Below are 26,127 nucleotides of genomic sequence, written 5' to 3' on the forward strand. Positions count from 1 at the left end.
CTCAGTAGAGCCAGATCGCCAGCAGGCCGACGGTGCCGACCAGGATGCGCCACGCCGAGAACGGCGCGAAGCCGTAGCGGCCCACGAAATCCACCAGGAAGCGGACCACGAACAGGCCGCTGATGAAGGACACCACGAATCCGATCGCGATCAGGCCGGCGACGTCGCCCGTGATCATCTCCCGGCTCTCCCAGAAGTCGAGGGCGAAGGCCCCGACCATGGTCGGGATGGCCAGAAAGAACGAGAACTCGGCCGCCGCCTTCTTGTCGACGCCCAGCAGCAGTCCGCCGACGATCGTCGCGCCGCTGCGCGACACGCCCGGAATGATGGACAGACATTGCCACAGGCCGATGCCGAGCGCCGTCTTCCATGACAACTTCATCGCATCCTCGGTCAGCTCGCGCTGTTCAAGGGTCTCGACTCCGTTCCTGACCACGCGGCGCAGACCCATCGTCCCCGCATCAGACCAGCGCTCCAGCACGATCAGGGCAATACCGCCGACAATCAGGGTGACGCAGACGATGGTCGTGTTGAACAGCACGTCCTTGATGAAGTCGTGAAACAGCAGACCCAGCACCGCGGAGGGGAAAAAGGCCAGCAACACGGAAATGGCGAAACGCCTCGCTGCAGGGTCCTTGCCCGGCAAGCCCAGCAACACCTTCCACAGCCGGGCGAAATAGACCGCCACCACCGCCAGGATGGCTCCCAGCTGGATCATGACGATGAAGGTGTCCCAAGGCGTGTTGGATAATCCGAGGGCTTCCTTGACCAGCAGCAGATGTCCCGTCGAGGACACCGGGATGAACTCGGTTAGGCCCTCGACCAGGCCCAGAATGATCGCCGCAATCCAGTCCGCCACGCACGCCCCCGAAGACTAAGGGCCGTCAATGCGCGCCCGGTTCGGGTCCCACATAGCGCAGCCGCGCCCGGATAGGCGAGCCATTCGTCGACTGATCCAGCGCATGGCCCAACATCCCGGCCAGCCGGCCCAGCAACAGCAGGTCTCCGGCGGCGTCACGCGGCAGTTCGAGACGCCGGGCGATGACCGCCAGCGCCAGGCCGAAATTCGCCGGCCGACCGGTCGCCGCCTCGCCCTCCTGCACCGCGCGGGACAGGTCGGACGGCAGGTCCGCCGCGTTCAGCAGGGCGGAGGCCCGCGGATCGCCCGCCGGATAGTCGGCGCTGCCGAAACCCGCCAGCCCGCCGGCGGCGTGGGCCCTGCGCGCCGCGTCCGTGGCCTGACGGCGCACCGCGATGACCCAGTCCGAGGCTCGCGTCAGCTCGGCCATCGTATCGGAGCCGGTCAGGGTCAGCAGTCCGGCGAAGGCCGCCGCCGCCGGAGCCGCGCCGCCGTCCGCCGCCGCACGCGTGGCCAGCACCGCCGCATTCATTTCATTGTCCGCCGACAGCACGAGCGCGCGGCGGATCAGGTGGGCGTCGCGGTCAGGCGTCTTCCAGGACCGCGCCAGCCGCTGATGCAGAAACAGGCGCGGACCCGATCCGGCGGCGGCGTCCACCGCCTCGTCCAGCACCCGCGCGCATTCCAGCCGCAGGGTCTCGACCGTGCGGGCCTTGGGGTCGGCGTCCTCCTCGGCCCGGCGGGCGAGGGCCGCGAACAATCGGGCCCGGATTGAGCCGCCGGGGACGGCGCCGACACGCGGCCGTATCTCGGCGAAGGGATTGGCCGACCGGGCGTCCCACAGGCGGCGGGCCACATCTTCCAGCGTCGCCGTCTCGGCCAGCTGGGCCGCGTCCAGTCCGCGATAGAACAGCCGTCCCCCGGCGATCACGGACAGGGATGACGAGACTTCGGCCTCCCCCCGGCTGGCCACGCGCGGGATGCGCCGCTGGGCGGCCTGCTCGTCGTCATCCACCGTCTCGCCGCTCAGCCGGGCGATGTCCTGAACGGCATAGAGACTGCGGCGCGGGTCTGACGGATCAGGTCGGGCGGCGATGCGGCCCCGGCTGACATAGGCATAGAGGGTCTGGGTCTTGACCCCGAGCCGGGCCAGGGCCTCGCCACGTCCGATCCAGCGGACGACCTCTATTGCTGGGTCTGCAGGTTCCAGGTCGCAACCTCCGCAGGGAGCGTCAGGCTCCTGCCCCTATCGGGCTCCCATGATGGGGCGGTTTCGTGACGATCCCGCTAACAGGCTGATCAGACTGGCCTTGGCAGGGAGCGGGCTTTCCGCGACAAGGCGTCAATGACGTCCGCCGCCGCCGCCAACGATATCCACGCCGACGGTCACGCCGTGACCCGCGCCGTGACCCGCCTGTCGGTCGGGGTCGCGGTGGTGCTGATCGCACTCAAGGCCTTCGCCCTTGGCGCCTCCGGCTCGGTGTCGATTTTGGCCTCGCTGGCCGATTCGGCCCTCGACCTTGTGGCGTCGCTCGGCGTGTTCTTCGCCGTCCGCTGGGCCGCCACGCCCGCTGACGAAGACCATCGCTACGGTCATGGCAAGGGCGAGGCCCTGGCCGCACTGGTCCAGGCGGGGCTGGTCTTCGCCTCGGCCCTCTTCATCGGCTGGGAGGCGGTTCAGCGCATCTTCGATCCCCGGCCCGTCACCTCGGGCTACTGGGGCGTCCTGGCCATTCTGATCTCGATCGCCCTGACCGGTTGGCTGGTCTGGATGCAGGGCCGCGCCATGCGCCAGAGCGGCTCCATGGCGGTCGCGGCCGACCGCGCCCACTACGCCGGCGACCTGGCCGCCAATGGCGTCGTGCTGATCGGAGTGATCTCCGGGACCTTCCTGGCCGCTCCGGGTCTGGACGCCGCGGCCGGGCTGGTCGTCGCGGTCTGGCTGTTCTGGGGGGCGCTGGCTGTCCTGAAGACCGCCGCCGACCATCTGGTCGACAAGGCCGTGCCCGACGCGGACCGCATCGCCATCACCACCGCCGTCCTGGCCGATCCCCGCATCTCGGGCGTGCACCAGCTGCGCACGCGGATGGCCGGCCCGGCGATCATGATCCAGATGCACGTCGATCTTGAGCCGAGCCTGACCCTGGACGCCGCCCACGCCATTGTCGTGGAGGCCGAGAACCGCCTGCTGGCCGCCTTTCCTCGCGCGGATATCCTGATCCATCCCGATCCCCGCGGCCGGGCCGAACGTCACGAGCCCGCGGTCGTCGAGGGTGGGCAAGACGGCCTCAAATAGCGCGAAGCGGAGTAGGCCAACTAACCCGGCCTCAAGTAGAGCAAAGCGCGGTAGGCCAAACCAAAGACAGCTAACGCGGACTTAACGCCCTCGCGTGCAAGACAGCGCCATGTCGGCCTGCGTCCTCTATCATTTCGCCTTCGATCCGGGCTCGCGCGCCGTGCGCCTGGCGCTGGGCGAAGCGCGGATCGAGTTTTCGGAAACCCCGGTCCGCCCGTGGGAGGACGGCTGCCCGGTCGCGACGCTGAACCCGTCGGGCATGCCGCCCGTGCTCCAGATCGCCGACGCCGGCGGACGCCCCCTGACCCTGTGCGAACCCGCCGCCATTCTGGGCTGGCTGGAGGAGCGGACGACTGAGTCCCTGCTGCTGCCCGCCGACGCCGCCGAACGGGCGGAGGTGCGGCGACTGCTGGCATGGTTCGACCGCCGTTTCACCGACGAGGTCAACGCCGTCCTGCTGCATGAGCGGATGGAAAAGCCCCTGCTCCGTCTTGGCCCTCCCGAGGCCCGCGCCCTGCGTGCCGGGCGCGAGGCGCTCAAGTCCCATCTGGCGATGATGGAAGGCCTGTTGGCCCAACGCGACGCCCTGGCCGGCCGCCGCATCAGCCAGGCCGACATCGTCGCCGCCGCCCATCTCTCGGTGCTGGACTATTTCGGCGAGGTGTCCTGGGCGTCGTATCCGGGTCTCAAGACCTGGTACATGAAGCTGAAGTCGCGGCCCTCCTTCCGGCCTTTGCTGAGCGACCGCTTTCCGGGCGTCCACGCCTCGGCCTGGTATCGGGATCTCGACTTCTGAGCTCAACTAATCTCCGTCATCCTCGGGCTTGTCCGGACGACCCATGGTAGGAGCCAGAACGAACCCAGCCGCCGGTCTTCCTTTTGTGATTCAACCCCGCCGTCATAGTCGCTGCCCGGATGGGTCCTCGGGACACGCCCGAGGATGACGGACGTGGAAAAGGACCAGATCCGCGAACAGGCCGCCGCCCTTGGCTTCGACATCTGCCGGTTCGCCTCGGCCTCCGAGCCGTGGAGCGCCGGCGAACGGCTGGCGCATTTCGTCGAGGCGGGGCGGCATGGCGACATGGGCTGGATGGAGACGACGCTGGAGCGCCGCGCCCACCCCACCGCCATGTGGGACGGCGCCCGGACCGCGATCGTGCTGGGCCTCAACTACGGCCCCGACCACGACCCCCTGCCCGAAATGGAAGACCGTTCCGCGGGCTATATTTCGGTCTATGCGCGGGGCGACGACTATCACGAGGTCATCAAGGGCCGGCTGAAGACGCTGGCGGGCCAGATCGCCGCCCGCACGGGTCAGGACGTCAAGGTCTTCGTCGACACCGCCCCCCTGATGGAGAAGCCGCTGGCCCAGCGCGCCGGCCTCGGCTGGCAGGGCAAACACACCAACCTGCTCAGCCGCACCCACGGCAACTGGCTGTTTCTCGGCGTCATCCTCAGCGCCGCCGAATTCGAGCCGGACGCGCCCGAGGGCGAGCACTGCGGGACCTGCACCGCCTGTCTGGATATTTGCCCGACCAACGCCTTCCCGGCCCCGTTCCAGCTCGATGCGCGGCGGTGCCTGTCCTATCTGACTATCGAGTTCGCGGGTCCCTGGCCGGTCGAGTTCCGCACCGCGACAGGCAGCCGCATCTATGGCTGTGACGACTGTCTGGCGGTCTGTCCGTGGAACAAATTCGCCGCCGCATCGCAGGAATCGCGGGTGCAGGCGCGCGAGGCGCTGGTCTCGCCCCGGCTGGCCGACCTGGTCGCCCTTGACGACGCCGCCTTCCGCTCGCTGTTCGCGAAGAGCCCGGTCAAGCGGATCGGTCGCGACCGGTTCGTGCGCAATGTCCTGTACGCCATCGGCAACAGCGGGGACCCGGCACTGGTCCCCGCCGCTGAACGATTGCTGGACGACCCGGACGCCGTGGTGCGGGACGCGGCGGAATGGGCGGTGGGAAGACTGCGGGCAGAATAGCGCGCGTTCTCCCTCCCCTTCATGGGGAGGGATGTCGGCGCGCAGCGGCGACAGGGTGGGGAATTGCGAAGCCGGGCGCCGGCGGCGTGGGACTGGCGTTCCCCACCCGGGCTCCGCTTCGCTCCGCCGTCCCTCCCCATGAAGGGGAGGGAGACGCTGACTCCCTACCCCTGCGCGATCGCCCCGCCGCGGTCGCCGCCCGGAGCCCGCGCGATATCCAGCAGCTTGAGGCGGAACACCATCACCGCGTTCGGCGGAATGCCTGGCCGGCCTTGCTCCCCATATCCCAGGGCGGGCGGCAGATAGACGATCCATTCATCCCCGACCCGCATCTGCTGCAGAACCTCGGTCCAGCCGGGCACCACGTCGCTGACCGTGAACACCGCCGGCTGGCCGGCCTGGAAGGAGCTGTCGAACACGGTCCCGTCGGTCAGGGTGCCTTCATAGTCGACCCGGACGAGATCATTGCGGTCCGGGCGCTCGCCTCCAGGCGGGCCCGAGCGCACCACCTTGTACTGGACGCCGGACGGCAGGGTCTGCACGCCCTCCACCCGGGCGTTGGAAGTCAGGAAGAATTCGGCCGCGCGCAGGTTCTGCGCCGCCGTCTCGTCCGGCGCCGCGGGTGCGCGATCACAGGCGGCGAGCGGCCCGGCCAGGACTGCGATCATCGCCAGCGCCGACGCGCCCCTAGCCCATCCGTAATTCATATCCCGCCTCTTCCAGTCCGTGTCTGATTTCGATGGCGTGAGCCTCGCCGCGGGTCTCGACCATGATGTCGAACTCCGCGCCCTTGGCCGGCACGTCCAGCGCCAGCCGGTTGTGCACCACGTCGATGATATTGCCGCCCAGGCCGCCGATCACGGCGCTCATCTTGGACAGCATTCCCGGGCGGTCGTCGCCCAGGATGCGATAGACGATCATCTTCTTCTCGCGCACCAGCTCGCGGTTCAGGACCACGGCCAGCATGCGCGAATCGATATTCCCGCCGGTCAGCTCGATGCCGACCTTCAGGCCCCGGAACTTGTCCGGATAAGCCAAAAGGGCGGCCAATCCGCCAGCCCCTGCGCCCTCTGCCACTGTCTTCTCCATCATGGCCAGAAAGGCGACGCCCTTTTCGAAGTCGGCCTCCTCGACGACCAGAACTTCTTCGACCAACGGATCGGCCAGGGCGAAAGGGATTTCGCCCACGGCCTTGATGGCGATGCCCTCGGCGATGGTCTGGCCCCCGCATTTCGGCGGTCGCCCCTCGCGCCGCGCCGTAAAGGACGGATACATGGCCGCCTCGACGCCGAAGATGCGGATATCCGGCTTCATCGCCTTGGCCGCGATGGCCGAGCCGGCGATCAGACCGCCGCCGCCGATGGGAATGATCAGGACATCGAGCTCGGGCGCATCCTCCATGAACTCCAGGCCGCAAACGCCCTGACCGGCGATGATGCCCTCGTCATCGAAGGCCGAGACGAAGACGAAACCCTTCTCGTCGCGCAGCCGGTGGGCCTCTTCAGTCGAGCCGGTGAAGTCCAGACCCTTGATGACCACGGTGGCCCCGTGCGCCCGCGTGCCGTCCGCCTTCACGAAGGGGGTGCCCTCGGGCATGACGATGGTCACGGGCACGCCCAGCCGGGCGCCGTGAAAAGCCAAGGCCTGGGCGTGGTTGCCGGCGCTGGCCGCCACCACGCCGCGCTTTCGCTCGTCCGGCGTCAGTTGCAGCAGCCGGTTCAGGGCGCCGCGTTCCTTGAAACTGCCGGTGAAATGCAGGTTGTCGAACTTGACCCAGACCTCGGCGCCGGTCAGCTGCGACAGTCGCCGCGAATAGCGCACCGGGGTGCGGTCGACCTGGCCGGCGATGCGGTCCCGCGCCGCCAGAATGTCGTCAAACGTGACTGTCATGGACCTACCCTATAGCCGGTCTTTCGCTGGCTTGATGCGCGCTTTTGGCCCACGGCCCGACGCGCCGCAACCTTGACCTTATGACGGCGTTGAGCGTCTGATCGGGACGTTCTACCCGCACCCCTGACGGAGAGAGCCTGCATGTCCGCCCGCCATCTGATCGCTGTCGCCGCTGTCGCCGCCTCGCTGGCGGCCTGCGAGACCGTTCCCATGAACGATTCCGGCTTCGGCCCGCGGCCCTCCGCCGCCTTCCGCGCCGGCGATTTCGCCTGGTCGGCCGGATCGGGGCGCGGGTCAATCGACGGCCGCGTGGCCTTCAGCCGCGACGGCCAGTCTTTCGACTGCACCGGCTCGGTGGCCCTGACCCCCGACACGCCCTACACCCGCGCCCGGTTCCAGACCCTGTACGGATCGACCGACCGGGCGGCCATTCCCGAGGCCGTGGTGCGCGCACGCACGGTGCCCGACCCCAACGCCGACTATCGCTCATTCGTCCGTTCCACCACGTGCCAGAACGGCCGGTTCGAATTCTCGGGACTCCCGGATGGCGACTGGTTCATCATTGCTCCGGTCAGCGCCGGTGGCGACCGCATCGTTCTGATGCGGCACATCGGCACCCGCGGCGGACGCGTGTCCGTCACCCTGTAATCGCCTCGCCTGCCAGTGCCTGTTGTCTTTGGGGCCGCGTATCTGGCCGCTTCGGAGAGTTAACCATGTTCCGTCTCGCCCTGATCGCCGTCGCCGGCCTGAGCCTGTCCGCCGTTCCCGCCGCCGCCCAGTCGTGGGGCGGAACCTATGACACCGGCTATCAGGGCGGCGACAGCTATCGCTCGTATGACAGCGGCTATGACCAGCGGTCCCGGGGCGACAGCTACGGCTCCCGCCGCTCCAACGCGGCGCCGTCGAATTTCGACTGGCGCAGCCAGCTGGACCGGCCGGGCGACTTCCGCTGCGATCAGTTCTGGGACGCGAACCGCAATGACTGCGGAGCCCGCTGGCGCGACCAGCGCCGTCAGGCCAGCCCGCAGGCGCGGCGCAACTATCGCGAACTGGCGGGCTATGGCCGCGACGGTTACGGGCACGGCCGGTATGGCTACGGCAACCGTCGAGGCTATGGCTCGGCCTACAACTATGGCCATGCCCAGGGTTCGACGACCTATCACGGCGCCTATGGCCGGCCCGACCACGTCTATCCCGGCGGCGGCGTGAGCTATGGCGGTTACAGCGGCGGCTATGGCGGAGACAACAGCGGCTACGGGTCGCGCGCCGACTGGTGCCGGGCCAACTACCGTTCTTACGACCCCCACACCGGCTATTACCGCGCCTACAGCGGGCGGCTGGTCTACTGCGGCTGAGGCCCTGAGGCCGCTGCGGCGGCGCTAACGTCGTTCATTCGATCACGGATCGGTGGATAACCGCTGTTCGCCATTGTTTGGCCTTGTCCGACCCGCTTCGGTGGCCGCGACCCGCAAGGGGCGGTGGATCAGGGAGCGCGTACATGTCCCAGCACAATATTTCCGGTTCGGAAGTCTTCGGACCCAAGCCCGGCGTCATGCTGCGATCAGTCAAGACCAGCGGCCTGCGGCGTCAGCGCGCCGCCCGCACCTGGGCGGCCTTCATCGCCGGCGCGATCGTCGCCGTAGCCGGCGGCGCCATCGCCATGGCCGCCATCTTCGGGCCGACGCTGTTCGGTTAACTCAATTTTCCGCTCATCCCGGCGAAAGCCGGGACCCAGTGCTTTGGGTGATCAATCCGCCCGGATTAAGCCGGCACGCCAGTCCTGAAACTCCGGCGTCAAGCTGGACAGGACTGGGTCCCGGCTTTCGCCGGGATGAGCGGACAGAAGAGTTCACTCACGCCAGCCACACCATCCGGCGGGTCTCCGCCTCGGCGCCGCGCGCGCGGCTGAAACCCCGGCGCACCTCACCCGTGTAGAGGAAGCCCGCCTTCTCCAGCACCCGGCCTGACGCCGGATTGTCGCTGAAATGACCCGCCATCAGGGCGCGGCGCTTCCATGCCTTCGACGCCCAGGCCGTCGCCCCCTGAAGCGCCTCGGTGGCGAAGCCCCGGCCCCAGAACGGGCGGGCTATCCAGTAGCCGACCTCGGGCGCCGGATCGGCGTCCTCGAACAGACCGATGACGCCGACCGGGCCATGGTCCTCGTGTTCGATCAGGAAGGTCCGCGCCCGCGCCGGATCCTGCACCGCCACCTTCAGCACGAATTCCTCGGCGTCCTCGACCCCGTAGGGGTGCGGCATGCGCAGGGTCATGCGCGCGATCGACGGATCATTGGCGAAGGCCGCCAGCCGGGGGATGTCCTGGGCGCCGGGCGAGCGCAGGACCAGACGCCGCGTCTCGACGACGGGAGAGGGTTCGATCGCGCACATCACGCAAGCCTCGTTCGATCTGCCGCCTCCTTGGAGGGCTCGGGCGGCGTCGAGGCGGGGAAACGAAAACGGGGAGCCTGGTGATCCAGACTCCCCGCGGAAACTTGTCCCTGGTCCGGATCGCGGCTCTCGAGCCATGCGCGATCCGGGTGCTAGTCGGTCTTCGCGCTACTCGGCGGCCATGGCCTGTTCGGTGGCCGGGAGAATCGACACGTAACAACGGCCGTTCGCCTTCTTGGTGAATTTCACGGCGCCGTGAGCGGTCGCGAACAGGGTGTGGTCGCGGCCAAGGCCGACGTTGTCACCCGGGTGGAAGGTGGTGCCGCGCTGACGGACGAGGATGTTGCCGGCCAGAACGTTCTCGCCGCCGAACTTCTTCACGCCGAGGCGCTTGGAATGAGAGTCGCGACCGTTACGCGACGAACCACCGGATTTCTTGTGAGCCATAGGTCTGCTCCCTGTCTCTAACTGTTCTTACGCTTCGTCGGTGGAGGCGGGCTTCGCCTTGGGCGCGGCCTTGTTGGCCGGAGCCTTCTTGGCCGGAGCCTTCTTGGCGGCGACCGGAGCGTCAGCAGCGACTTCAGCCGTCGGCGCGGTGTCGATGACCTTGGGCGACTTCGCCGGCTTGGCCTTGACCTCGGTCGCTTCAACGCGCGGGGCCAGGCCACGGGCGCGCAGGTTCATCTCGGCCTTGGTCATCAGCGAGGTCTCGCCGTCCCATTTGGCCTTCTCGCCGGCGCCGTCGATACCGGTGATGCGCAGGACCGATTCCATCTGGCGATGGCCGTTGGTGCGGCGATAGCCCTGACGGCGGGTCTTCTTGAAGATCTTGATCTTCTCACCCTTGCGGGTTTCGACCAGGGTCGCGGCGACCGCGGCGCCCGCGATCAGGGGGGCGCCCAGGGTCACGCCCTTGTCGCCGCCCAGCATCAGGACGTCGCCGAACGAAACATTCGAGCCGGCCTCGCCGTCGAGCTTCTCGACCACGATGACGTCGCCCGGTTGAACCCGGTACTGTTTGCCGCCGGTCTTGATCACCGCGTACATGTTGAAGCCTCAGCGAAACGCAAAAAGAATAAGCCCGACGGGGGACCCCCTCGGGCGAAGAGCGGCGACATAGACGCAGAGGGGTGTCCGAGTCAACGCGGACGGGCGAAAAAACGGGGGCCGACCAATCGCGAGGCGGAACCGCACACCCTCTCTGGACTGTTATAAGATAACATTCTATGAGGGCCGATAATGACGCCGTCCGACCTCCAGCAACCCATCCTGCTGTCCATGCTGGGCGCCGGCTTCGCCACGGCCTTCCTGCACGCCGCCCTGCCGACCCACTGGTTGCCCTTTGTTCTGGTCGGCCGGGGCCAGCGCTGGACCCTGCCGCAGGTGCTGGCCGCCGTGACCACGGCGGGGCTGGCCCACATCGCCACCACCGCCATCGTCGGAGGCCTGATCGTGGCGGCCGGGCTCGCCATGGATCAATGGATCTCCGGCCTGTTGCCCAGCCTGTCCGCCGGCCTCCTGTTCCTGTTCGGGGCCTTCTACCTCGGCCGGGCCCTGCTGCGCCCGGCGATCATGGCCGGCGGCCCGTCGCTGGCCCTGTCCGAGCCGACCGTGTCCCACGCCGCCGCCTTCTGGGGGCTGGTGGCGTTGATGGCGATCTCCCCGGGCGAGGTGCTGTTGCCGATCTATCTGTCGCAGGCGACGGAAGGGCCGCTGGTGCTGGCCTTGCTGACCCTGGCCTTCGCTGCGGGCACGATTCTGGGCATGGCGCTGTTCACCGTTCTGGCCCGCGCCGGCTGGTCGGTGCTGCGGCTGGAGCGCTGGGCCCGGTATGAAGGCATCGTCCTCGGCCTCGCCCTGATCCTGATCGGCCTTCTCATCATCTTGCGGCAGCACTAGGCGATGATAGGTTATACATTTACAATCAATAACTTACAGGTCCGGCTCGTTGACCCGACAACGAGGGGAGCCTAGAGGCTCTTCATGGCGCACGGTCATGATCACGCACACGACGGGTCCGGCCATGACCATGCCGGTCATGATCACGGGCACAGCCACGCCCATGATCCGGGCGGGCGCCATCACGGCCCGGTCGATACGGGCGACTGGCGCTACGCCGTCGGCCTGATCGTCAATCTGATCTTTGTCGGCGTCGAGTTCGGGGCCGGGGTGTTCAGCGGCTCCACCGCCCTGATGGCCGATGCGGGGCACAATCTTTCCGACGTGCTGGGTCTGGCCATGGCCGGCGGCGCGGCCTGGCTGGTGCGACGCGCGAGCGGACCGCGCAAGACCTACGGCTATGGCAAGGCCACGGTGCTGGCGGCCCTCGCCAACGCCCTTCTGCTGATCTTCGCCTGCGGGGCCATCGCCTTCGAAGCCGTGCGTCGGCTGGCGGAACCGGCTCCGGTGATGTCCGGCCTGATCATGGGCGTTGCGGCGATCGGCTTTGTCATCAACCTGGGCACCGCCCTGCTGTTCATGCGCGATCGACACAGCGATCTGAACGCCCGCGGCGCATATCTGCACATGATGGCCGACGCCGCCGTGTCCATTGGCGTGGTCATCGCGGGCGGGATCATATGGATGACCGGCTGGTCGGTGATCGATCCGCTGGTCAGCATCCTGATCGTCGCCGTCATTCTGATCGGCGCCTGGGGCCTGCTGAAGGACTCGGTCAATCTGGCGATCGACGCCGCCCCCCGCGGCGTGGATGTCGAGGCGGTGCGGGACGTCCTCCTCGGCCTGACCGGCGTCACCGCCGTCCACGACCTGCACGTCTGGGGCCTGTCGACCACCGAGACGGCCCTGACCGCCCACCTGTGTCACGATCGCGCGGACTCCGCCGCCCTGCTGGAAGAGGCGCATGCCCTGATCCGCAGGCGGTTTGGAATCGGCCATTCGACCTTGCAGCTGGAAGCGGCTCCCCTCCCCGATTGCCCGGCCTGCTAGGAGCGGGTGACAGGGATGAGGGATTAGGGATGAGGGATGGGTGTGCGAGCCGCGGCCTTCCCCTGTTCGACGCTCTTATGCCTCATCCCTGTTCCCTCATCCCTCCTTCACAAACTCCGCCCCACCCTCCATCTAGCGCCCCATGACCGATCGCATCCCCGTCACCGTGCTCACCGGCTATCTCGGCGCCGGCAAGACCACCCTGCTGAACCGCATCCTCAGCGAGGACCACGGCAAGCGCTACGCCGTCATCGTCAATGAGTTCGGCGAGATAGGCATCGACAACGACCTGGTCGTCGGCGCCGACGAGGATGTGTTCGAGATGAACAACGGCTGCGTCTGCTGCACCGTGCGCGGCGATCTGATCCGCGTCGTCGCCGGCCTGATGAAGCGCCAGCGTCCCGGAAAGCCCGCCTTCGACGCCATCATCGTCGAGACCACTGGCCTGGCCGACCCCGGCCCCGTGGCCCAGACCTTCTTCGTCGACGAGGACGTCAAGGCGAAGACGCAGCTGGACAGCGTCACGGCCCTGGTTGACGCCAAACACGTCATGGCCCGCCTCGATGATTCGAAGGAGGCGCGCGAGCAGGTCGCCTTCGCCGACCGCATCATCCTCAACAAGACCGACCTCGTCAGCGAGGCGGAGCTGGTCGAGGTCGAGCGCCGCCTGCGCAAGCTCAACCCGCTGGCCCCCATCACCCGCGCCGAGCGCGCCAATGTGCCGCTTGATCAGGTGCTGGGCCTCGGCGGTTTCGACCTCGGCCGGATCCTCGACATCAATCCGGAGTTCGCCAACCCCGCCCACGGCGAGGCCGGCCACGTCCACGACGAACACTGCGGCCACGACCATCACGATCACGACCACGGCCCTTCCCAGGGCGCGCGCGGCCATGCCCACGAGGACGACATCAAGGGGATTTCCCTGTCGCTCGAACGGCCGATGGACGGGACCAAATTCACCGCCTGGCTGGACCGGCTGCTGGGCGAGCAGGGCCAGAACATCCTGCGCGCCAAGGGCATCATCGACGTCCACGGCGAGGACCGCCGCCTCGTCTTCCAGGCCGTGCACATGATCCTCGAGGGCGACCTGCAGAAGCCATGGGGCGCCAACGAGCGCCGCTGGTCCCGCGCGGTCTTCATCGGCCGCGACCTCGACGAGGCCGCGCTGAGGGCCGGGTTCGAGAGCTGCGCCGCATGACCGGCTTTGTCGATCCGACGCGCGAGGCCATGGCGGTCTTCCGCGACCTCCCGCTGGACCGGCCGATCGCCATGATCAACCTGCTGCGCTTCCGTGAAACGGCCGACTATCCCGCCGATCATCCCGGCCATTCCGAAGCCCGGACCGGCGCCCGGGCCTATGCCGCCTACGGCCGCGCCGCCGCGCCGCCGTTCGCCCGCTCAGGCGGTCGCCAGGTCTGGCTGGGCCGCCCCGAACAGACCCTGATCGGCCCCGCCGACGAAGCGTGGGACCTGGCCTTCATTGCCGCCTACCCCAGCGGCGAGGCCTTCCTGACGATGCTGCGCGACCCCGAGTACCAGGCCGCGGTCATCCACCGTCAGGCCGCGGTGGCGGACTCCCGACTGATCCGGTGCGAACCCTCCGACGCCGGCGCGGGTTTCGGCGAAAACCGTCCGTCATGAAGACCTCCGCCTTCGACGCCCAGATCACCGCCGCCGTGTTCGACGACACGGGCGCGATCTTCGCCCTCGGCGACGGCTCGGTCCGCTTCGAGGGCGGCGAGTTCAGCGCCGCCCATGACGGAGCGATCCTGTGCGCCGTCGCCCACCCCTGCGGCGACGGCGTGGTCACGGGCGGCGACGACGGCCGCCTGGTCTGGCACCGGCGCACCGACGCCGGGGTGCTGGCCACCAGCGGCAGGGGCCAGTGGATCGACGCCGTCGACGCCTCGGCCGGGAGCGGCCTGATCGCCTTCACCGCCGGCAAGACCCTGACCGTGCTGGATGCGAAGGACGCCGGCTTCCGCCGCGACTTCCAGCATGAGCGCACCGTCTCGGGCGTGGCGTTCGAGCCGAAGGGGCGACGCATCGCCACCTCGACCTATGGCGGGGCCGCCCTGTGGTTCGCCCGCATCGCGGAACAGAAGCCGACGTTCCTGAAATGGGCCGGTTCGCACACCGCCGTGACCTTCTCGCCCGACGGCGCCTTCGTGGTCACCGCCATGCAGGACTCCCAGCTGCACGGCTGGCGCATCAAGGACCAGAAGAACCTGCGCATGGGCGGCTATCCGTCCAAGGTCCGGTCGATGAGCTTCCTGTCCGATGGCCGGCTGATGGCCACCTCGGGCGCCCAGGGAGCCGTGCTCTGGCCCTTCGTCGGATCCAACGGACCGATGGGCCGCGAGGCCACCGAGATCGGCTTCGACGAGGGCAGTCTTGTCGCCCTCGTGGCCTCACAGCCGAAACATGACGTGCTGGCCGCCGGACTGAACGACGGCCGCGTCTGGCTGGCCGATCCGGCGGGACAGGGGCTGAATTTCCTCAAGGCCGACAAGGGCGCCCCGATCACCGCCCTGGCCATGAGCCCCGACGCCGCCCGCATCGCCTGGGCCGACGAGGACGGGAACGCGGGCGTGGCCGAAGCAGACTAGCGCTGTCCCTCGGTAAGCGTCACAGTGACCTGGCAGGGGGAAGACGATGAACGCAACGCGTACAAGCCTGTCCAGACGGACTCTTGTCCAGTGGGCCTTTGCGGCGCCGATGACTGCCCTCGCGGCTCCAGCGCTCGCCGGCGCTGATCCTCACGTCGGCCAAAGCGGTCTGACGCCCGACGAGGCGCTGCAGCGACTGCGCCAGGGCAACCAGGCCTTTGCATCGGATCACCCGCTCCCCGTGAGCCTGGGCGGAGAGCGTCGGCACGCGCTCGCCGCGGGCCAGGCGCCTTTCGCCGTGCTGGTCTCCTGCTCCGACAGCCGCGTGCCGCCCGAGATCGTGTTCGGCCGCGGACTGGGCGAACTATTCACGATCCGCATCGCCGGCAACACCATCGATACCACGGCCCTGGGCTCGATCGAGTACGCCGTCGAGCATCTGGGTGTGCCTCTTGTCGTGGTCATGGGCCACGAGCGCTGCGGCGCCGTCTCGGCCGCCGCAGAGGTGGTGGAACGTAACACGCATTTCCCGGGCGCCGTCGGGGCGATGCTCCAGCCCATCATCCCGGCCGTCCTCGCGGCCCGGGCCGCTCATCCCGAGGGCGACCTCGTGGACCAGTCCGTGCGCGAAAACGTTCGCCAGGTGGTCAAGCACCTGCGAGAAACCGCCTCGCCCGCCCTGCTGGAGCGACTGGCCAGCGGTGATCTGCGCATCGTCGGCGCGCGCTATGACCTGGACGACGGCGTCGTCGAGTTCTTCGACGCCGGCGAGGCCTGACGCTTGCCAGCGGCGAACAACCCTGGACGCCGGAGACGCCGGTCCCTCCTGACCCTGTTCCTGCTGCTGCTCCTGCTCGGCTCCGGCAGCGTCCTGATCCAGCGCTGGATCGCCCCGCCGACCACCTTCCTGATGGTCAGCAGGGCCGTCGGCGGCGAGGGCCTGTCCTACCATTGGCGCTCGCTGGACCACATCTCGCCCCGGCTGGTCCAGGCCGTGATCGCCTCGGAGGACTCAACCTTCTGCGCCCACAGCGGGTTTGACATGAAGGCCATCGAACGCGCCCTGAAGGCCAACGCCCGGTCGGAGAAGCGCGGTTCGGGACGGATCCGCGGCGGTTCGACGATCAGCCAGCAGACAGCCAAGAACGCCTTCCTGTGGCCGGGCCGCGACTGGATCCGCAAGGGGCTGGAGGCCGGCTACACCGTCGCCATCGAGACCATCTGGGGCAAGCGACGGATCATGGAGGTCTATCTCAACGTCGCCGAATGGGGCCCGGGGGTCTACGGCGCCGAGGCCGCCTCACAGCACTGGTTCGGCAAGTCGGCGGACGATCTGAGCGCCCGCGAGGCCGCGCGGCTGGCCGCCATCCTGCCCTCGCCGCGACGCTACAGCGCCTCCGCGCCCGGCCCCTATGTCCGCCGTCGCACCTCGCGCATCCAGGCCGCGATGCGCACGGTGCGCGAACAAGGCCTGGCCGCCTGCGCCGTCGGATGAACGGCCCCGCTTGACGCAACGGCTCCGCTCCCTTCACCTGCCGGCCCAACGGCGCGGCGGCAGACCGCGCAAGGAGGAATATCCATGAAACGCACCCTGATGACGGCCGCAGCCGCCTGCGCCCTGATGACCACGGCCGCCTGCGCCGCCTACGGCGCTCATGCACCTCACGTCTGGAACGACAGTCCGTCCGTCGCCCCGGCCGCCGACGCCATTCCGCCCGCGACGGCCGAGGCCGCCGTCGCCTTTGTCACCGACGCAGAGACCCGCCTCGCCGCTCTCAGCGAGGAGGCGGCGCGCATCCAGTGGGCCCGCGCCACCAACATCACCCACGACACCATGTGGCTGGAGAGCCGGATCAACGCCGAATACACCGAGCTGCAGGTCCAGCTTGCCAATGGCGCGGCCCGCTTCAACGCCGTCGAGGTTCCGGCCGACGTGCGCCGCAAGCTGAACCTGCTGCGTCTCGGCATCGTCCTGCCGGCCCCGAACCGCCCCGGCGCCGCCGGCGAACTGGCCGACATCACCACCCGGCTGGACTCGACCTACGCCACGGGGAAATTCGAATATCAGGGCCGCCAGATCACGCTTGAGGACGCCTCCGCCCTGCTGGCCACGACCCGGGACCCGGCCGAGGCCCGCGCCCTGTACGAGGGCTGGCGCACCATTTCTCCGGTCATGGCGCCCGACTACGCCCGCATGGTCGAGATCGCCAATGAGGGCGCCACCGAACTGGGCTTCGCCGACACCGGGGCCATGTGGCGCGCCGGCTATGACATGGAGCCGGACGCCTTCGCCGCCGAGACCGACCGGCTGTGGGAGCAGGTCAAACCCTTCTACGAAAACCTGCATTGCTATGTGCGGGGACGTCTCAACGCCCGGTACGGCGACACCGTCCAGCCCGACAGCGGCCCGATCCGCGCCGACCTGCTGGGCAATATGTGGTCGCAGCAATGGGGCAACATCTATGACGTAGTGGCCCCGGCCGAGGGCGGCGCCTCCAGCTATGACCTGACCGAACGGCTGGTCGCCTCGGGCTATGACGCAAGGAAGATGGTCGAAACCGGCGAGGGCTTCTACGTCTCCATGGGCCTGCCCGCGCTGCCGGAGACCTTCTGGGAGCGCAGCCAGATCACCCGCCCGCGCGACCGTGAAGTGGTCTGCCACGCCTCGGCCTGGGACCTCGACAACCGCGACGACATCCGCATCAAGATGTGCACCGAGGTCAATGCCGAGGACTTTTACACCGTCCACCACGAGCTCGGGCACAACTACTACCAGCGCACCTACAAGGATCAGCCGTTCCTGTTCAAGAACGGAGCGAATGACGGCTTCCATGAAGCCATTGGCGACTTCGTCGGCCTGTCGGCCCTGACCCCCACCTATCTGAACCAGATCGGCCTGCTGCAGACCGTGCCGGGCGAGGCGGAGGACATCCCCTTCCTGCTCAAGATGGCGCTCGACAAGATCGCCTTCCTGCCGTTCGGCCTGATGGTCGACCGCTGGCGCTGGGGCGTGTTCAACGGCGAGACCAGCCCGGCGGAATACAATGACGCCTGGTCATCCAACATGCTGCGCTATCAGGGCCTGGTCCCGCCCGGACCGCGTCCGGCGAACGCCTTCGACGCAGGCGCGAAATATCACATCCCGGGCAATACGCCCTACACCCGCTACTTCCTGGCCCACATCTACCAGTTCCAGTTCCACCGCGCGGCTTGCGCACAGGCCGGCTGGACCGGGCCGCTGCATCGCTGCTCCGTATACGGAAACGAAGAGGTCGGGGCGCGCTTCAACGCCATGATGGAGATGGGTCAGTCCCGACCGTGGCCCGAGGCCATGCAGGCTTTCACCGGCCAGCGCGAGAACGACGCCTCGGCTGTGGCTGACTATTTCGCCCCGCTGAACACCTGGCTGACGGCGCAGAACCGCGGCAAGAACTGCGGCTGGGAGACCTGACCCGGGCGGGCCTGCGGGCGGCCACGGTCGCTCCGCAAGGAAGTCGCAGCGTTAACCTTTGGTATGGGCGCTTCGCTTAACCGTGCCCGGTCATTCTGCCCCGGATGGGCGCGGACCGACTGCCTCGCGCTTGAACCACGGGCGGAAGAGGCGATGGGGCGGAATTCCTGGTTTGACGGACTGCGCGCCTTCGCCCGGCGAATGGCCGGCGATGCGCGCGGCAATGTCGCCATGCTGTTCGGCCTCAGCATCCCGGTGCTGGTCCTCATAACGGTCGGCGGGGTCGACATCCACCGCGCCTCGACCGTGCGGGTCAATCTGCAGGATGCGCTGGACGCCGCGGCCCTTGCCGCCGCCCGCTCGCCCTATACCGCCGACATCGATCTTCAACGCGTCGGCCTGGCGTCGCTGCGCGCCAACCTCAAGGCCTATCCGAACATCACCCTGCGCGAAGTCGACACCAGTTTTGTGCTGAACAGCGATGACGTGGTGGTTGCGAGCTCCAAGGTCGATGTGAAGACCCTGGTCGCGAACATCGTCCTGCCGCCATACGGCGAATTCATGGACGACTACCTGCCGGTCGGGGCGCATTCCGAGGTCGATCGCTCGTCCAGGAACATCGAGGTGGCCCTGGTGCTGGACATCACCGGCTCCATGGCCGGCCAGAGAATCATAGACCTGAAAGCCGCGGCCAAGGAGCTGGTCGACCTGATCGTCCAGCCGGTCCAGACCCCCTGGTATTCCAGGGTCGCGCTGGTGCCCTATTCCAACTCGGTCAATCCGGGCAACCATGTCATCGCGGCTCGCGGCGGGATCTCGACTTCGGTGACCATCACCGGCGCCGTCATCAACCTGGCCGGAACGCCCAAGTCCATCACAGCGGCCACCAAGGCCCGACCGGTCGTCATCACCTCAAGCAGCCACGGCTTCGCCAACGGCGACGTGGTCTGGATCAGCGGCGCTACCGGCATGACCCAGCTGAACAACAAACCCTATGTGGTGACCAACAGGACCACCGACAGCTTCGAGCTCTACACCTTGGCGGGCTACCGCGTGGACGGCCGGAATTACGGCGGCTACATCGGCAGCGCGGGTCGGGTTCAGCGGTGCCAGAACAACGACTGCTCCATCACCATCACCGCCGCCAATCATGGCATGTCCAACAACGAATACGTCTACATCACCGATGTGGGCGGCATGACCCAGATCAACAACGACACCCATCTGGTCGGGAACGCCTCGGCCAACAGCTTCACCATAGACCTCACGGATGCGTCGCTCACCCCCTACACATTGGGCGGCAAGGCGTGGAGCGCGCGCGGCGAGGGCACGACCTATTTCGCCTTTGACAACATGAACGGCGATCTCCGCACCCACCGGGTCAGCGGCTGCGTCACCGAACGGGTCGGAGCCCAGGCCTATACCGAAGCGGCTCCGTCGGGCTCTTCCTCATGGGTCGGGCGGCACTACCCGAACATCAGCGGAACCTGCATCGGCAACACCATCCTGCCGCTGTCCAGCGACACGGCTACCATCAAGTCGCGCATCGACGATTTCGTGGCGGCCGGTTCGACCGCGGGCCAGATCGGCATCGCCTGGGGCTGGTACATGGTGTCGCCCAACTGGAATACCCTGTGGCCGTCAGGGGGGGCCGCGGCCTACAACTCCGCTGAAACTCTGAAGGCCGTCGTCATCATGACCGACGGGGCGTTCAACACCCCATACTGCAGCGGGGTCATCTCGCGTCAGGCCGGCACGGGGTCCGGCGACAACGCCGCCAAGATCGACTGCGATGCGACCAACGGCGACCCCTTCGACCAGAGCAGGACCCTGTGCGCCGCGATGAAGGCCCAGGGCGTGATCGTCTATACGGTCGGGTTCGGGATCACCGCCGGAACTGCCGAAGCCGATGTGCTGTCGGACTGCGCCTCAACCCCGGCCAATGTCTTCCTGCCCGCCGACGGCGGCGACCTGTCCGAAGCCTTCGCGGCCATCGGACGGGACATCAAGCAGTTGCGCATATCCCGTTAGGCAACCCGTGATCGCCGGCGATCATCAAGCCTTAACCCGGTTGGCGGATGTTGACGCTTCGAGAGCCGGGCCATCCTGCCCGGCGACCTGGCGGAATCGACGACCATGGGACGCCGTGCTGTCTCGCCGATCCTTAGCAGCGTGAAGACTTTTCTGCGCCGCCTGGTGTCGGACGCGCGCGGCAATGTCGCCATGCTGTTCGGCCTCAGCCTGCCCGTGCTGATCCTGATGACGGTGGGCGGAGTGGATATCCACCGCGCCTCGACGGTCCGGGTCAATCTGCAGGACGCGCTCGACGCGGCGACCCTGGCCGCTGCCCGTTCGCCCTATTCCGAGGATGAGGACCTCCGGGAGGTCGGCCTGGCGACGCTGCGCGCCAATCTCAAGGCCTATCCCGACATCATCCTGCACGAGGAGGAGACGACCTTCTCACTGAATGACGACGCCGTGGTGGTCGCCTCCTCCAAGGTCGATGTGAAGACCCTGGTGGCCAACATCTTCCTGCCGCCCTACGGCAAATTCATGGATGACTATTTGCCGGTCGGGGCCCATTCCGAGGTCAACCGCTCGTCCAGGAACCTCGAAGTCGCCCTGGTCCTCGACATCACCGGCTCCATGAGCGGCAGCCGCATCACCGCGATGAAGGCGGCGGCCCAGGATCTGGTGGATCTGGTGGTTCAGGACGTCCAGGAGCCCTACTACACCCGCATGTCGGTGGTGCCCTATTCCATCGGCGTCAACATGGGCTCCTACGCCAACGGCGCGCGGGGCGCGCCGACACAGTCGACCAGCATATCAGGCGCATCCTGGCAGGTCGGATCAACCACCAATATCAGCGCCATCACGCGCGCCAATCCTGGTGTGGTGACCGCCAACGGCCATGGCCTGGCGAACAACGACTATGTCTGGATCAGCGGCGTCAAAGGCATGACCCAGGTCAACAGCCGCATCTACCGGGTGACAGTCGTCGACTCGAACCGCTTCCAGCTGAAAAACGCTGGTACAGGCGCCAACTGGAGCACGTCCGGCTACTCGAACTACTCCTCGGGGGGCACAGAGCGGGAGTGCCGGGTCTCGGACTGCTCCGTCGTGGTCACTTCCAACGGCCACGGCATGGGCAATGGCGAGGGCGTCTATATCACCGGTGTGTCGGGCATGAGCCAGATCAACAACACGCCCTTCGCGATCGCCAATGTCACCGCCAACACCTACTCCCTCGGCGTGAACGCCACGTCCTGGGGGAACTATTCCAGCGGCGGCCAATCCTGGTGCGGGCGCGACGGCTGCCAGTGGCGGGTGTTCCGCAACATCTCCAACAACCTGCGCGCCCATCAGATCAGCACCTGCGTCACCGAACGGACCGGGGCGCAAGCCTATACCAGCGCGGCGCCGTCAACCGCCTTCGTCGGTCGAAACTACCCTGCAACCAGCGCGCCCTGTCCTTCGGCCGTCATCAGGCCGCTGTCGTCGGACAAGGCCGCGATGAAGTCACTGATCTCCAGCTTCAACGTTACGGGCTCAACGGCCGGTCACATCGGCCTCGCCTGGGGCTGGTACACGGTGTCGCCCACCTTCAATCCGCTCTGGTCCGGCAATCCGGCAGGCGTCGCCAGCCCCAACGAACTTCTGAAGGCGGTCATCCTCATGACCGACGGCGAGTTCAACACCAACTATTGCACCGGCGTCCTGGCCAGCAATGCCGGCATTGGCGGAGAAAAGATCAACTGCGCCGCCACCAATGGCAGTCCGTACGACCAGGCCGAGGCGCTCTGCGACGCCATGAAGGCGGAGGGCGTCGTAGTCTATACCGTTGGCCTTGAGCTGACTTCAGGGGGCGCGGCGGAAGACGTCATGCAGTACTGCGCCACCAGTCCGGACCACGTCTATCTGCCGGCCAGCGGGGGCGATCTTTCCGAGGCTTTCGCCGCCATCGGTCGAGAACTGACGCAGCTCCGAATTTCCCGATAGCCCCCGGGCCGCGCTCGACCAGCGAGACCCTCATCCCGGCGAAGGCCGGGACGCGCGGCGTGCCTTGGCGCCCTCAGATGAGCCGGATTTCCTTCAGACGTTCGGTCAGGAAGTCCTCGGCCATGATCGCCTTGCCGGCGTATCGGTCGGGGTTTTCCGCCGAGACCGTGGCGGGCAGGGTCTCGATGACGAAGTCCGGGTTGAAGTGCAGGAAGAAGGGCGTGGAGTAGCGGGCGAAACTGGCCCGTTCCGGAGCCGGGTTGATGACCCGGTGGCTGGTCGACGGCAGGACGTGGTTGGTCAGTCGTTGCAGCATGTCGCCGATATTGACTACCAGCGCCCCCGGCGGCGGCGCGATGTCGAGCCATTCGCCGTCGGCGTCCTTCAGCTGCAGTCCCGCCTCCTCGGCGCCCAGGAGCAGGGTGATGACGTTGATGTCCTCATGCGCCCCGGCCCGCACGCCCGAGGCGCCCGCGGGCACCGGCGGATAGTGCAGCATGCGCAGGATCGAGTTGCCCATCTCGACCTTGTCCTCGAAGAAGCCGTCGCCGAGTTTCAGATAGCGGGCGATGGCGCGCAGGATCTTCGCCCCCAGTTCGTCCATGGCGGCGAACATGCCGTACAGATGCGCCCGGAAGCCCTCGACCTCGGTCGGCCAGACATTGTCGCGCATGTACTGGCGGTAGGGATGACCTTCGGGCAGCTCGCGCCCGACATGCCAGAACTCCTTCAGATCGACCGTGGCCGCGCCCTTGGCCGCCTCGACCCCGAACGGGGTCAGGCCGCGGGCGCCTCCGGTTCCCGGCTGGTGATATTTGCGCTTGGTCTCTTCAGGCAGGGCGAAGAAGGTCCTGGAGGCGTCGATGGCGGCGTCGATCACCGTCTCGTCCAGCCCGTGGTCGGCGATGACGGCGAAGCCGTACCGCTTGAACGACGTTCCCAGTCTGTCCGCGAAGGCCTGAAAATCCGCATCGTACAGCTTCATCGAGACCGGCTCGATCGCCTTGCGGGCGGAGGCGGCGGTCTCGGGGTTCGTTGTCGCGCTCACGGAAGGGCCTCATCGTTCTGTTACGAGCGGGTTCCATACGCCCCAAGTCGCCAACTTGGCAAAGCCGCGACGGGGTCGCGCACGGGGATTGTTCGTTCAGCCGCGGTACAGGTCGGAACCTTCACCGTAAGCTTGCGTTTCGGCGCCAGACAGATTTTTTGCAGACAGGACTCCCCACCATGCGCAGCAAACTCCTCCTCACCGGCGCGACCATCGCCATCCTCCTGGGCGGCGTCGCCTGCACCACCACCGACCCCTACAGCTCTGCGCCGCGCCGCAACAACACCGGCACGGGCGTGATCGCCGGCGCCCTGGGCGGCGCCCTGCTGGGTTACCTGACCAACACCTCCAACTCCGAGGAAGGCCGCAAGAACGCGCTGATCGGGGCCGGCATCGGCGCACTGGGCGGCGCGGCCGTCGGCCAGTACATGGACCGCCAGCAGCGCGAGCTGGAAGCCGAACTGTCGGGTTCGGGCGTCGGCGTGGCCCGCCAGGGCGACAACCTGGTCCTGCGTATGCCGTCCGACGTGACGTTCGCCTCCAACCAGTCGTCGATCAACACCCGCTTCTACGCCACCCTCGACGACGTGGCCGGCGTTCTGAACCGCTACGACCAGTCGATCGTCGACATTGTCGGCCACGCGGATTCAGACGGCGCGGACGATTACAATCTGAACCTCTCGCGCCAGCGTGCTTCGTCGGTGGCCCAGTATCTGGTCAGCCGCAATGTCCTGGCCGACCGTCTGTACGTCGACGGCCGTGGCGAAAGCGCCCCGATCGCCTCCAACGCCACGGCCGAAGGCAAGGCCCAGAACCGCCGGGTCGAGATCCTGATCCGTCCGTTCCGCGGCTAGGCGCTCAGGCAGCGAGCCTCCGGTCAAGCTGGAGAATGACGTTCGCGCTCCAGCAGTGAGCGGCCGCGCCGCGAGCGATAGCGCACATAACAAGGGCGGAGCTTCGCGGCTCCGCCCTCTTTTGTCGTCAGACACCGTTCCGTGACTTGCGGAGGAAGGCGTCTGGTGCTGGAAACAAATGCGCTCGTTGCGGGGGAATCATTTGCGTCCAGACCATCAGGAATTCGCCGACGGGGTGAAACTGGCCGCCATCGCCGCGGTCTCGGCCGTGCTGACGGCGACCGTCGTCATCGGCGCCGGTCGGACATTGCTGCCCCAGGTCGAGGTCGCCGCCGCCGAACGCCCTGAACTTACCCCCGTGGTCCTGCTAGGCCCTGCCGATTGAGGCGTAGCGGAAGCCCCGCGTGCGCATTTCCTCGGGCCGGTAGACGTTTCTCAGATCGACCATGACCGGCTGGTGCATGAGCAGCTTGACCCGATCGATGTCCAGCGCGCGGAACTGATCCCATTCGGTCAGGATCACCACCACGTCGGCGCCCGTAACCGCCTCATAGGGGCCGTCCTTGAACTGGACCCCTTCCAGCAGCCGGGCGGCCTCATGCATGCCTTCCGGATCGAAGGCTTGCACGGTCGCGCCCATGGCGATCAGCGCAGGGGCGACCTCCAGCGAGGGCGCGTCGCGCATGTCGTCGGTGTTTGGCTTGAAGGTCAGGCCCAGCAGGGCGACGGTCTTGCCCTTCAGTTCGCCGCCCAGGGCCTGGACGACGCGGCCGGCCATGGCCTTCTTGCGCGCGTCATTGATCTGGACCGTGGTTTCGATCAGCCGCACCGGTGCCCCGGCGTCGGCCGCGGTCCGCACCAGGGCGAGGGTGTCCTTGGGAAAGCAGGAGCCGCCGTAGCCGGGTCCGGCATGCAGGAATTTGCCGCCGATCCGCTTGTCCAGGCCGATACCGCGCGCCACCTGCTGAACATCGGCCCCCACCGCCTCGCACAGGTCGGCCATCTCGTTGATGAAGGTGATCTTCATCGCCAGAAAGGCGTTGGCGGCGTATTTGATCAGCTCCGAAGTGCGCCGGCCGGTGAACAGGATCGGCGTCTCGTTGAGGTTCAGCGGGCGATAGAGTTCGCGCATCACCGCCTGGGCGCGCGCGTCCTCGGTGCCGACCACGATCCGGTCCGGCCGTTTGAAGTCCTCGATCGCGGCGCCCTCGCGCAGGAACTCCGGGTTGGAGACCACGGCGAAGTCCGCGTCGGGGCGGCGCTCCCGAATGATCCGCTCGATCTCGTCGCCCGTGCCGACGGGGACCGTGGACTTGGTCACCACCACGGTGAAGCCCTCGATCAGACCTGCGATCTCTTCCGCGGCGGCATGGACATAGGACAGGTCGGCGTGGCCGTCGCCGCGCCGCGACGGCGTGCCCACGGCGATGAAGACCGCATCCGCCGTCCGGATCGCCTCTGCACCGTCGAGGGCGAAGCTCAACCGCCCCCCACGCACATTGGCCGCGACCAGATCGTCCAGGCCCGGCTCGAAGATCGGAATCTCGCCCCGCTCCAGCCGTTCGATCTTGGATGGATCCTTGTCGACGCAGGTCACGTCGTGGCCGAAGTCGGCGAAACAGGCCCCTGAGACCAGGCCCACATAGCCGGTGCCAATCATCGCCACGCGCATCGAAACCTGTCCTTCGTCCGTCGGGCGGAGATAGCGAGCGGCCGCGGCTTTGACCACCCCGAGCCCGAATCCCGATCTGACAAAGCAAAACCGCCGCCCCCCTTTCGGGAGGCGGCGGCTCTGTGTTGCTGGCCT

27 protein-coding genes are annotated in these 26,127 nt (G+C 67.6%); 18 read left to right on the forward strand and 9 right to left on the reverse strand.

The window, feature by feature from the left end; all coding sequences use genetic code 11:
- Position 1: 1 nt before the first annotated feature.
- The gene (locus tag ACTIEW_RS07420) at positions 2-859 is read right to left on the reverse strand and encodes an undecaprenyl-diphosphate phosphatase (RefSeq protein WP_439477259.1); all 858 of its coding nucleotides are present in this window, start codon (positions 857-859) and stop codon (positions 2-4) included.
- A gap of 25 nt (positions 860-884) precedes the next feature.
- Complete coding sequence (locus tag ACTIEW_RS07425) at positions 885-1,874, reverse strand: citrate/2-methylcitrate synthase (protein WP_439477260.1); 990 nt, start codon at positions 1,872-1,874, stop codon at positions 885-887.
- Positions 1,875-2,204: 330 nt separating this feature from the next.
- On the opposite strand from ACTIEW_RS07425, the gene ACTIEW_RS07430 reads away from it, so the two are divergent.
- From ACTIEW_RS07430 to queG, 3 genes are all read left to right on the forward strand, one after another.
- Positions 2,205-3,155, forward strand: a complete 951-nt coding sequence (locus ACTIEW_RS07430) for a cation diffusion facilitator family transporter (RefSeq protein WP_439477261.1) — start codon at positions 2,205-2,207, stop codon at positions 3,153-3,155.
- 109 nt (positions 3,156-3,264) lie between these two features.
- The gene (fzlA, locus tag ACTIEW_RS07435) at positions 3,265-3,951 is read left to right on the forward strand and encodes an FtsZ-binding protein FzlA (protein ID WP_439477262.1); all 687 of its coding nucleotides are present in this window, start codon (positions 3,265-3,267) and stop codon (positions 3,949-3,951) included.
- Between the two features lie 144 nt (positions 3,952-4,095).
- Positions 4,096-5,133, forward strand: coding sequence for a tRNA epoxyqueuosine(34) reductase QueG (gene queG / locus ACTIEW_RS07440; RefSeq protein WP_439477263.1), 1,038 nt, complete (start codon positions 4,096-4,098; stop codon positions 5,131-5,133).
- A gap of 164 nt (positions 5,134-5,297) precedes the next feature.
- Here the strand turns inward: queG and ACTIEW_RS07445 are convergent, their stop codons facing one another.
- Positions 5,298-5,840 carry an FKBP-type peptidyl-prolyl cis-trans isomerase gene (locus tag ACTIEW_RS07445; RefSeq protein WP_439477264.1) on the reverse strand — a complete coding sequence of 181 codons (543 nt, stop codon included), beginning with the start codon at positions 5,838-5,840 and terminating at the stop codon, positions 5,298-5,300.
- Positions 5,821-7,023, reverse strand: coding sequence for a threonine ammonia-lyase (locus tag ACTIEW_RS07450; RefSeq protein WP_439477265.1), 1,203 nt, complete (start codon positions 7,021-7,023; stop codon positions 5,821-5,823). Before ACTIEW_RS07450 ends, ACTIEW_RS07445 begins: the two co-directional genes overlap by 20 nt.
- Before the next feature lie 141 nt (positions 7,024-7,164).
- On the opposite strand from ACTIEW_RS07450, the gene ACTIEW_RS07455 reads away from it, so the two are divergent.
- The 3 genes from ACTIEW_RS07455 to ACTIEW_RS07465 all read left to right on the forward strand — a co-directional run bounded on the left by ACTIEW_RS07455 (position 7,165) and on the right by ACTIEW_RS07465 (position 8,719).
- Complete coding sequence (locus tag ACTIEW_RS07455) at positions 7,165-7,671, forward strand: hypothetical protein (protein WP_439477266.1); 507 nt, start codon at positions 7,165-7,167, stop codon at positions 7,669-7,671.
- Positions 7,672-7,736: 65 nt separating this feature from the next.
- Positions 7,737-8,378, forward strand: a complete 642-nt coding sequence (locus ACTIEW_RS07460) for a BA14K family protein (RefSeq protein WP_439477267.1) — start codon at positions 7,737-7,739, stop codon at positions 8,376-8,378.
- A gap of 143 nt (positions 8,379-8,521) precedes the next feature.
- Positions 8,522-8,719 carry a hypothetical protein gene (locus tag ACTIEW_RS07465; RefSeq protein WP_284222933.1) on the forward strand — a complete coding sequence of 66 codons (198 nt, stop codon included), beginning with the start codon at positions 8,522-8,524 and terminating at the stop codon, positions 8,717-8,719.
- Positions 8,720-8,876: 157 nt separating this feature from the next.
- Here the strand turns inward: ACTIEW_RS07465 and ACTIEW_RS07470 are convergent, their stop codons facing one another.
- The 3 genes from ACTIEW_RS07470 to rplU all read right to left on the reverse strand — a co-directional run bounded on the left by ACTIEW_RS07470 (position 8,877) and on the right by rplU (position 10,457).
- A complete protein-coding gene (locus tag ACTIEW_RS07470; RefSeq protein ID WP_439477268.1) occupies positions 8,877-9,410 on the reverse strand; it encodes a GNAT family N-acetyltransferase in 534 nt (177 codons plus the stop codon).
- A 168-nt stretch (positions 9,411-9,578) separates the two neighbouring features.
- Entirely contained in the window at positions 9,579-9,857 is a 279-nt protein-coding gene (gene rpmA, locus ACTIEW_RS07475; RefSeq protein WP_304877334.1) for a 50S ribosomal protein L27, read from the reverse strand.
- A 27-nt stretch (positions 9,858-9,884) separates the two neighbouring features.
- Complete coding sequence (rplU, locus tag ACTIEW_RS07480) at positions 9,885-10,457, reverse strand: 50S ribosomal protein L21 (RefSeq protein ID WP_439477269.1); 573 nt, start codon at positions 10,455-10,457, stop codon at positions 9,885-9,887.
- A gap of 192 nt (positions 10,458-10,649) precedes the next feature.
- Here rplU and ACTIEW_RS07485 point away from each other — a divergent pair, with 192 nt between their 5' ends.
- The 10 genes from ACTIEW_RS07485 to ACTIEW_RS07530 all read left to right on the forward strand — a co-directional run bounded on the left by ACTIEW_RS07485 (position 10,650) and on the right by ACTIEW_RS07530 (position 22,418).
- Positions 10,650-11,309: a hypothetical protein gene (locus tag ACTIEW_RS07485; RefSeq protein WP_439477270.1), complete on the forward strand. Its 660-nt coding sequence runs from the start codon at positions 10,650-10,652 to the stop codon at positions 11,307-11,309.
- Between the two features lie 84 nt (positions 11,310-11,393).
- On the forward strand, positions 11,394-12,359 hold the full coding sequence (locus ACTIEW_RS07490) for a cation diffusion facilitator family transporter (protein WP_439477271.1): 966 nt from the start codon (positions 11,394-11,396) through the stop codon (positions 12,357-12,359).
- 142 nt (positions 12,360-12,501) lie between these two features.
- Complete coding sequence (locus ACTIEW_RS07495) at positions 12,502-13,557, forward strand: CobW family GTP-binding protein (protein ID WP_439477272.1); 1,056 nt, start codon at positions 12,502-12,504, stop codon at positions 13,555-13,557.
- Positions 13,554-14,000 carry a DUF1330 domain-containing protein gene (locus ACTIEW_RS07500; protein ID WP_439477273.1) on the forward strand — a complete coding sequence of 149 codons (447 nt, stop codon included), beginning with the start codon at positions 13,554-13,556 and terminating at the stop codon, positions 13,998-14,000. The genes ACTIEW_RS07495 and ACTIEW_RS07500 overlap by 4 nt, the downstream gene beginning before the upstream one ends.
- Entirely contained in the window at positions 13,997-14,968 is a 972-nt protein-coding gene (locus ACTIEW_RS07505; protein ID WP_439477274.1) for a WD40 repeat domain-containing protein, read from the forward strand. Before ACTIEW_RS07500 ends, ACTIEW_RS07505 begins: the two co-directional genes overlap by 4 nt.
- Positions 14,969-15,014: 46 nt before the next feature.
- Positions 15,015-15,746, forward strand: a complete 732-nt coding sequence (locus ACTIEW_RS07510; protein WP_439477275.1) for a carbonic anhydrase — start codon at positions 15,015-15,017, stop codon at positions 15,744-15,746.
- A 3-nt stretch (positions 15,747-15,749) separates the two neighbouring features.
- Positions 15,750-16,463, forward strand: a complete 714-nt coding sequence (gene mtgA / locus ACTIEW_RS07515) for a monofunctional biosynthetic peptidoglycan transglycosylase (protein ID WP_439477276.1) — start codon at positions 15,750-15,752, stop codon at positions 16,461-16,463.
- An 84-nt stretch (positions 16,464-16,547) separates the two neighbouring features.
- Positions 16,548-18,419 carry a M2 family metallopeptidase gene (locus ACTIEW_RS07520; RefSeq protein WP_439477277.1) on the forward strand — a complete coding sequence of 624 codons (1,872 nt, stop codon included), beginning with the start codon at positions 16,548-16,550 and terminating at the stop codon, positions 18,417-18,419.
- 153 nt (positions 18,420-18,572) lie between these two features.
- On the forward strand, positions 18,573-20,450 hold the full coding sequence (locus ACTIEW_RS07525) for a ubiquitin-activating E1 FCCH domain-containing protein (RefSeq protein ID WP_439477278.1): 1,878 nt from the start codon (positions 18,573-18,575) through the stop codon (positions 20,448-20,450).
- Positions 20,451-20,591: 141 nt separating this feature from the next.
- Positions 20,592-22,418 carry a ubiquitin-activating E1 FCCH domain-containing protein gene (locus tag ACTIEW_RS07530; protein ID WP_439477279.1) on the forward strand — a complete coding sequence of 609 codons (1,827 nt, stop codon included), beginning with the start codon at positions 20,592-20,594 and terminating at the stop codon, positions 22,416-22,418.
- Positions 22,419-22,491: 73 nt separating this feature from the next.
- Here the strand turns inward: ACTIEW_RS07530 and ACTIEW_RS07535 are convergent, their stop codons facing one another.
- Positions 22,492-23,403 carry an isopenicillin N synthase family dioxygenase gene (locus tag ACTIEW_RS07535; protein WP_439477298.1) on the reverse strand — a complete coding sequence of 304 codons (912 nt, stop codon included), beginning with the start codon at positions 23,401-23,403 and terminating at the stop codon, positions 22,492-22,494.
- A gap of 242 nt (positions 23,404-23,645) precedes the next feature.
- Between ACTIEW_RS07535 and ACTIEW_RS07540 the strand changes: the two genes are divergently transcribed.
- A complete protein-coding gene (locus ACTIEW_RS07540; RefSeq protein ID WP_439477280.1) occupies positions 23,646-24,320 on the forward strand; it encodes an OmpA family protein in 675 nt (224 codons plus the stop codon).
- A gap of 202 nt (positions 24,321-24,522) precedes the next feature.
- Positions 24,523-24,705 (forward strand): hypothetical protein, encoded by a 183-nt coding sequence (locus ACTIEW_RS07545; RefSeq protein ID WP_439477281.1) that lies wholly within the window; start codon positions 24,523-24,525, stop codon positions 24,703-24,705.
- Here the strand turns inward: ACTIEW_RS07545 and ACTIEW_RS07550 are convergent.
- Complete coding sequence (locus tag ACTIEW_RS07550; RefSeq protein ID WP_439477282.1) at positions 24,688-25,992, reverse strand: UDP-glucose dehydrogenase family protein; 1,305 nt, start codon at positions 25,990-25,992, stop codon at positions 24,688-24,690. The two genes, ACTIEW_RS07545 and ACTIEW_RS07550, sit on opposite strands and share 18 nt — an antisense overlap.
- Positions 25,993-26,127: the final 135 nt, after the last annotated feature.

Origin of the sequence: Brevundimonas sp. (assembly GCF_051860745.1) — a bacterium.
GTDB lineage: Bacteria > Pseudomonadota > Alphaproteobacteria > Caulobacterales > Caulobacteraceae > Brevundimonas.